We start from the raw sequence: 6,683 nt of genomic DNA, 5'->3' as shown, positions 1-6,683 counted from the left end.
TAATGCCAAGAGCCTGAGAAAGGTGCATAAAAAAGGGTTCCAGTCATGTCCTGGAACCCTTTTTACAGCAACCACCGGATCGTTCAACCGATCCTTAAACGATCGGCATTAGCCGTAAGGCGGTTTTTTTATGCGGCAGAGTCCATTCATCAACCCGCCTTGAGCACTAGCGCTAAAACGCGCTACAAGGCTCTCTGTTACGCGCTGGAGGCTACTCCAATGCCTCTATCGCTTCCTTGTAATGTTTACGACAGACGGAGACGTAGCTTTCGTTACCACCAATCACTACCTGTTCACCGGCATGCATCGCCTTCCCGTTCTCATCGAGTCGCAGCACCATATTGGCCTTGCGGCCGCAGTGGCAAATGGTTTTCAACTCCACCAACTTGTCTGCCCAGGCCAGCAAATATTGACTGCCAATAAACAGTTCACCCAGGAAGTCGGTACGCAAGCCGTAACACAGCACCGGAATATCCAACTGATCGACAACATCGCACAGTTGCTCGACCTGCTGTTTGGTCAGGAACTGGCTTTCATCCAGAAGAACGCAGTGTACAGGCTGCTGCTGATGTTCCTGCGCAATCATCGCAAAAAGCATAGAGTCATTATTATACAGCTGTGCCTGGGAGGACAGGCCGATCCGCGAGCTCACCTTACCCACACCAAAACGGTGATCTATTTCGGCGGTAAACACCAGTGTTCGCATACCACGTTCTTGATAATTATATGAAGATTGCAACAACGCGGTAGATTTCCCTGCATTCATAGCAGAGTAATAAAAATAAAGTTGAGCCATGGGCCCGCTACTCCAATGGTATAAGAAATATTCAGCGGTTGATTCAGCAGCCAAGTGTACCATAAGGCGACAACCGGCTTACACCTCCAGATTAATCAATATCCGGGCCAGACGAATACTGACTTTCAAATGAAACATTCCGTTCTGCTGCCATAGCGCTTTTACATCTATTTACAGGATGGTTCCTGTCCGTCATCACATTTAATTACTACCAATGATTAGCGCCCGACATTAATGGTTATGCCAATACCCTGAAGCAGCCCGGCAACGGCTACCGGCACGTAAGATTAAATCTATTAACCCCACCACGCGCTGCATCTGAGTATTTAATGACATAAAACAGCCCAGGGTACAGTTCTTGACGTTATCTTTACTCATATACCCCTATTGTTTACAGTGTTGGCAGACTAAAACACGTGATTTAACCCACAGAATTCAGCGTTATATTGATATAAAACACAATTATAACTTAGCCATGAATGCCTTTGTGGCACAGCAAACATACCGTTGCTGTAGAAAATTTGACTTAAAAAGGGAGGTTGTAATACTTATCTCCCCCGCCTATATTACCCAGAGAGTTCTGGTTAGGTCTTTTAAAAGGTAAATTTGAGCGTTCCTTTCAATTTGGCTATTGCAGAAAAGAAAAGAGCACTCTATTATTATCCAGACGCCCCCCACCAATATAATTTGAGACTAGGACAATGAGCGAAGCATTAAAGATTTTGAACAACATCCGTACTCTCCGCGCTCAGGCAAGAGAATGCAGCCTGGAAACGCTGGAAGAGATGCTTGAAAAACTGGAAGTTGTTGTGAACGAACGTCGCGAAGAAGACAGCCAGGCTCAAGCAGAAGTTGAAGAACGTACCCGTAAACTGCAGCAATATCGTGAAATGCTGATTGCTGACGGTATTGATCCAAATGAACTGCTGCAAACTATGGCTGCAACTAAAGCCGCTGGTAAAGCTAAACGTGCAGCACGTCCGGCTAAATACCAATATAAAGACGAAAACGGTGAACTGAAAACCTGGACTGGCCAGGGCCGTACCCCAGCAGTGATTAAGAAAGCTATCGAAGAGCAAGGTAAATCCCTGGACGATTTCCTGCTGTAATAGCATTCCAGTTACATGTTAAAAAGGCTCCCAAGGGAGCCTTTTTGTTATGCTTATTTTCACGCTTCTTAGAAATTCCGTTCGGCTTTGCGTAATTATCCTAATGGTTGGCCTCGTGTACCCGTTGACTAACGGCAGAGTCTGCGTATTTTTCCAAAGCATAAAAAAGGGGCCTGAGCCCCTTATAGCATTACCGTGCTGCTCAATTACTGAGCTTTATAAAACGATTTATACCATTCAACAAAACGTTTCACGCCTTCTTCAACGCTGGTTTCCGGTTTAAATCCAATCACGCGATAGAGCTCGGCGGTATCGGCACTGGTATCTAACACGTCGCCAGGTTGCATAGGCAGCATATTTTTGCGCGCTTCAATCCCCAACGCCTGTTCCAGTGCACTGATATATTTCATCAGCTTCACCGGGCTGCTGTTGCCGATATTATAAACATGGTAAGGGGCAGAACTGGTCGCCGGCGATCCCTGCTCTACCGTCCAGTCAGCATTTGGCTGAGGAATAACAGCCTGCAAGCGGACAATAGCCTCGGCAATATCGTCGATGTAGGTAAAGTCACGGTGCATCTCGCCGTGGTTATATACATCGATACTGTCACCCGCCAATATGGCCTTGGTGAATTTGAACAGCGCCATATCGGGACGCCCCCACGGGCCATAGACGGTAAAGAAACGCAGGCCAGTGGTTGGGAGACCATATAGGTGAGAGTAGCTGTGCGACATCAACTCGTTGGCTTTCTTGGTCGCCGCATACAATGATATAGGGTGATCGACCGAATCTTCAGTCGCAAATGGCAGCTTTCGATTCAGACCATATACCGAACTGGAAGAAGCATATAACAGATGCTCGACTTTATTGTGTCGGCAGCCTTCCAGCACGTTTAAATGCCCGATAAGATTCGAGTCCGCATACGCCAGCGGATTCTCCAGCGAATAACGCACCCCGGCTTGCGCGCCCAGATGGATCACCCGCTGAAACTGGTGCTCGGCGAACAGATTTGCCATCCCCTCTCGATCGGCCAAATCCAGCTTAATAAACTGGAAGGCAGGCTTATCTGCCAGCAGATCAAGACGGGCCATTTTCAGGCCCACATCGTAATAATCATTCAGGTTGTCGATACCGACAACCTGATGACCTGCGGCCAACAAACGCTCAGCAGTATGATAACCAATAAAGCCTGCCGCGCCTGTAACCAGGAATTTCATAGTTAACCCTTAAATAACCGGCTGAATGGACGCACCGCGACCAATCGCATAATAAGTAAAGCCTCGGTTTTCCAGACGCTCTGGATCAAACAGGTTGCGGCCATCAAAAATCACTGGCTGCTTCAGCGCGCCCTTGATCACATCGAAGTCCGGCGCACGGAAGTTTTGCCACTCGGTACAGATAACCAAAGCATCAGCGCCATGCAGTGCCGCTTCTTTGGTTCCCACCAGCTTCAGGTCATCACGTTGCCCATAAATACGTTGCACTTCATTCATCGCTTCAGGATCGTAAGCCTGAACGATAGCGCCCGCTTCCCACAGCTGCTCCATCAGCACCCGGCTGGAGGCTTCACGCATATCATCGGTATTCGGTTTGAATGCCAAGCCCCATAGCGCAAAGGTTTTGCCTTTCAGGTCTTCACCGAAATGCTGTTTGATAAATTTGGTCAGCTTATACTTCTGCTGGTAGTTAACCTGCTCTACGGCCTGCAACAGTTTTGGTTGGTAACCAATATGTTCCGCAGTGCGGATCAGCGCCTGAACGTCTTTAGGGAAGCAGGAACCGCCGTAACCACAGCCTGGATAGATAAAGTGATAACCGATACGGGAATCAGAACCGATACCCTGGCGCACTTTCTCAATATCTGCCCCCAGCATTTCGGCCAGGTTAGACATTTCGTTCATAAAGCTGATTTTGGTCGCCAGCATGCAGTTGGCGGCATATTTGGTCAACTCGGCGCTGCGAATATCCATCATGATCATGCGATCGTGATTGCGGTTAAACGGTTCGTACAATTCACGGATAGGCTCGATCACATCTTTGTTATCGGTACCGATAACGATGCGCTCAGGACGCATACAGTCTGCTACTGCCGCCCCTTCCTTCAGGAACTCCGGATTGGAAACCACATCGAAAGGCACTTTGCTGCCACGTTTTTGCAGGGTTTCTTCCATCACCTGGCGGACTTTATCTGCGGTACCGACCGGCACGGTAGATTTGTCGATCACCACTTTGTGTTCGGTCATGTGTTCCGCGATGGTGCGCGCAACGGCAGTCACATATTTCAGGTCGGCAGAACCGTCTTCATCCGGCGGCGTCCCCACCGCAATAAACTGAATGGCCCCATGCGCCACCCCGGCCTTGGCATCGGTGGTAAAATGCAGACGACCGGCTTCATAGTTCTGCTGAACCAACGGCGTTAAGCCAGGCTCAAAAATAGGGATATTCCCTTTCTTCAGGTTTTCGACTTTACGTTCGTCTATATCAATACACATAACGTCGTGGCCGACTTCAGCCAACACCGCAGCCTGCACCAGGCCAACATAGCCAATACCAAAAACTGTTACTTTCATGGGAAAATCCTAGTTTTTCAAATTAAGACGAAAGATAAATAAATTATTCTTTATCAGCGGCCAGTAACTGATTCAACCACTGCGTAAAATCTTTGCCAAGTGCAGGATGACGCATGCCGTATTCGACAAACGCCTGCATGTAACCCAGCTTATTGCCGCAGTCATGACTGATCCCTTTCAGATGATAGGCTTCAACCGTTTCTTGCTGCATCAGCATTTCAATGCTGTCAGTGAGCTGGATTTCATTGCCGGCGCCTGGAGGCGTTTTCGACAGCAGCGGCCAAATGTCGGCAGAAAGCACATAGCGTCCTACAATCGCCAGATTGGAAGGCGCTTCGTCCGGTGATGGCTTCTCGACGACGCTGACCATCGGAGCGCTTTCACCCGGCTGCAGTTCATAGCCTTTGCAGTCAGCTACGCCGTAATTACCGACATCTTTGTGCGGTACGGGTTCAACCATGATCTGGCTGATGCCGGTTTGCTCAAACCGTTGCAGCATTTCGTGCAAGTTGTCTTTTTTAAGATCGGCGCTGTACTCATCAAGGATCACGTCAGGCAAAATCACGGCCACCGCCTCGTCACCCACCAGCGGATAGGCACACATAATGGCGTGCCCCAGCCCTTTGGCGACGCCCTGACGCACCTGCATCACGGTCACGCCCTTCGGACAGATGGACTGCACTTCGTCCAGCAACTGGCGCTTAACGCGCTTTTCCAGCATCGCTTCCAATTCAAAGCTGGTATCGAAATGGTTTTCGATCGAATTCTTGGAGGAATGGGTAACCAGCACAATCTCGTTAATCCCTGCAGCAATACATTCATTAACCACGTATTGGATCAGGGGTTTGTCGACCAGCGGCAGCATTTCTTTTGGAATGGCTTTTGTCGCCGGTAACATCCGTGTTCCCAAGCCTGCAACCGGGATCACAGCCTTTCTGACTTTACGATTTACAGCAGGCATTATTTCCTCTCTTAATAGCGCTCACTTTATGAGCTTTTCGCCATATAAAAACCTTCGGAGTATACCAGCTTATGACTGTCTGGCATTAACCGCAGCACAAATAGAAAGAATTTAGGACAATTACCCAAGGGGTTAACTGAGGTAAAAATAATCACGTCAAATATCTGGATTTCAAATACTATTTTGAACGCTGGGATTATTCGGCACTGAGCATCAACCGCAGTCGCCCACCTGAGCCCCAGACCTGGCACTGCCAGGCAGCGCAGTGTTGACTGATTTGATTCATGTACGTCGCACCCAGCGTGCCAAGCGGCACGCCGTTGCTCAATTGAATTTGATTGTCGCCGGTATTTACATTGGCATGCAGACCGGCGGAGACCAGGATCAGGTTCTTATATTCGGCGTGGTAATAACCCACCAGCAGTGGGAATTGCCCTTCCAACCGGCCCTGACGTAATAATTGATTAACTTGTTTTAACAATGCGCTCATTTGCGGCAGCCTTTGACGCTGATTCGCTAAATGATCCTGCAATAATCCATTAAATAAAGCCCGCAACAGTAACGCCGCCAATACGCCATTATCCCCTGCACGCGTCACATCCAGACAATAGAAAGCCAGATCTTTATCCGACAGCGCCGCAATATCCAGCACTAGCCCGGGGTTTTCACCGGTGGTTAATTGCCGATAATTAATCCGGCAGTGGGCAACGGTCTGCTGCACCGGGGGTTGTAACTGCTTGAGCAGCTTCACCGCTTCGGAAGGGTTTTTACTCAGCGCGTCCCAGTCCTGTAACAGCTCGACTTCTTCAATCGCCGGGGAAGTGAACATATTGGGATACAGGCAACCCAGCACCGCCTCTCGCAGACGATTAAGATCGGTCACCGGCTTTAACAGCACGTCCTGCACGCCTAACCGCAGCATTTTGGCGATATCAGCCATTTTATCGGTCGCCGATATCACCAATACCGGAATTTGCACGCCCTGCAGGCGCAGATGTTCGACAAATTCTATCCCGTCCATTTCCGGCATCGCCAGATCGCACAGGATTAAATCCGGGTGAACGTCATCCACCAGGCTCAAGGCCAGCAAACCATTGGGCGCCTCACTGGTTTCTGCGCCCAACGATTTCAGATAGCCAACAAGCACCGAACGAAAAACCAGTTCGTCCTCGACCACCAAAATGCGCTTGTCAGTCAATGGTAATGCCATCTGCCGTGCCTCTTCCCTTTCCATAGTGTAATAGTGG

General features: G+C 49.1%; 6 protein-coding genes. 1 reads left to right on the top strand and 5 read right to left on the bottom strand.

Translation table 11 applies throughout. The annotated features are described in order from the left end of the window. Positions 1–211 precede the first annotated feature (211 nt). On the bottom strand, positions 212–796 hold the full coding sequence (locus tag H5P17_RS07160; RefSeq protein WP_044551729.1) for a thymidine kinase: 585 nt from the start codon (positions 794–796) through the stop codon (positions 212–214). Between the two features lie 701 nt (positions 797–1,497). Here H5P17_RS07160 and hns point away from each other — a divergent pair. Continuing rightward, on the top strand, positions 1,498–1,905 hold the full coding sequence (gene hns / locus H5P17_RS07155; RefSeq protein WP_006321188.1) for a histone-like nucleoid-structuring protein H-NS: 408 nt from the start codon (positions 1,498–1,500) through the stop codon (positions 1,903–1,905). 206 nt (positions 1,906–2,111) lie between these two features. Here hns and H5P17_RS07150 read toward each other — a convergent pair whose 3' ends face one another. The 4 genes from H5P17_RS07150 to rssB all read right to left on the bottom strand — a co-directional run bounded on the left by H5P17_RS07150 (position 2,112) and on the right by rssB (position 6,646). Beyond that, on the bottom strand, positions 2,112–3,122 hold the full coding sequence (locus tag H5P17_RS07150; protein ID WP_182822109.1) for an NAD-dependent epimerase: 1,011 nt from the start codon (positions 3,120–3,122) through the stop codon (positions 2,112–2,114). Between the two features lie 9 nt (positions 3,123–3,131). Then, positions 3,132–4,475 carry a UDP-glucose/GDP-mannose dehydrogenase family protein gene (locus H5P17_RS07145; protein WP_182822108.1) on the bottom strand — a complete coding sequence of 448 codons (1,344 nt, stop codon included), beginning with the start codon at positions 4,473–4,475 and terminating at the stop codon, positions 3,132–3,134. A 43-nt stretch (positions 4,476–4,518) separates the two neighbouring features. Beyond that, positions 4,519–5,436, bottom strand: coding sequence for a UTP--glucose-1-phosphate uridylyltransferase GalU (gene galU, locus H5P17_RS07140; RefSeq protein ID WP_182822107.1), 918 nt, complete (start codon positions 5,434–5,436; stop codon positions 4,519–4,521). 196 nt (positions 5,437–5,632) lie between these two features. Beyond that, positions 5,633–6,646: a two-component system response regulator RssB gene (gene rssB / locus H5P17_RS07135; RefSeq protein ID WP_182822106.1), complete on the bottom strand. Its 1,014-nt coding sequence runs from the start codon at positions 6,644–6,646 to the stop codon at positions 5,633–5,635. Positions 6,647–6,683: the final 37 nt, after the last annotated feature.

The organism is Serratia sp. OS31 (assembly GCF_014164835.1).
Taxonomy (GTDB): Bacteria; Pseudomonadota; Gammaproteobacteria; order Enterobacterales; family Enterobacteriaceae; genus Serratia; species Serratia liquefaciens_A.
This window is presented reverse-complemented; position numbering and strand designations above follow the sequence as displayed.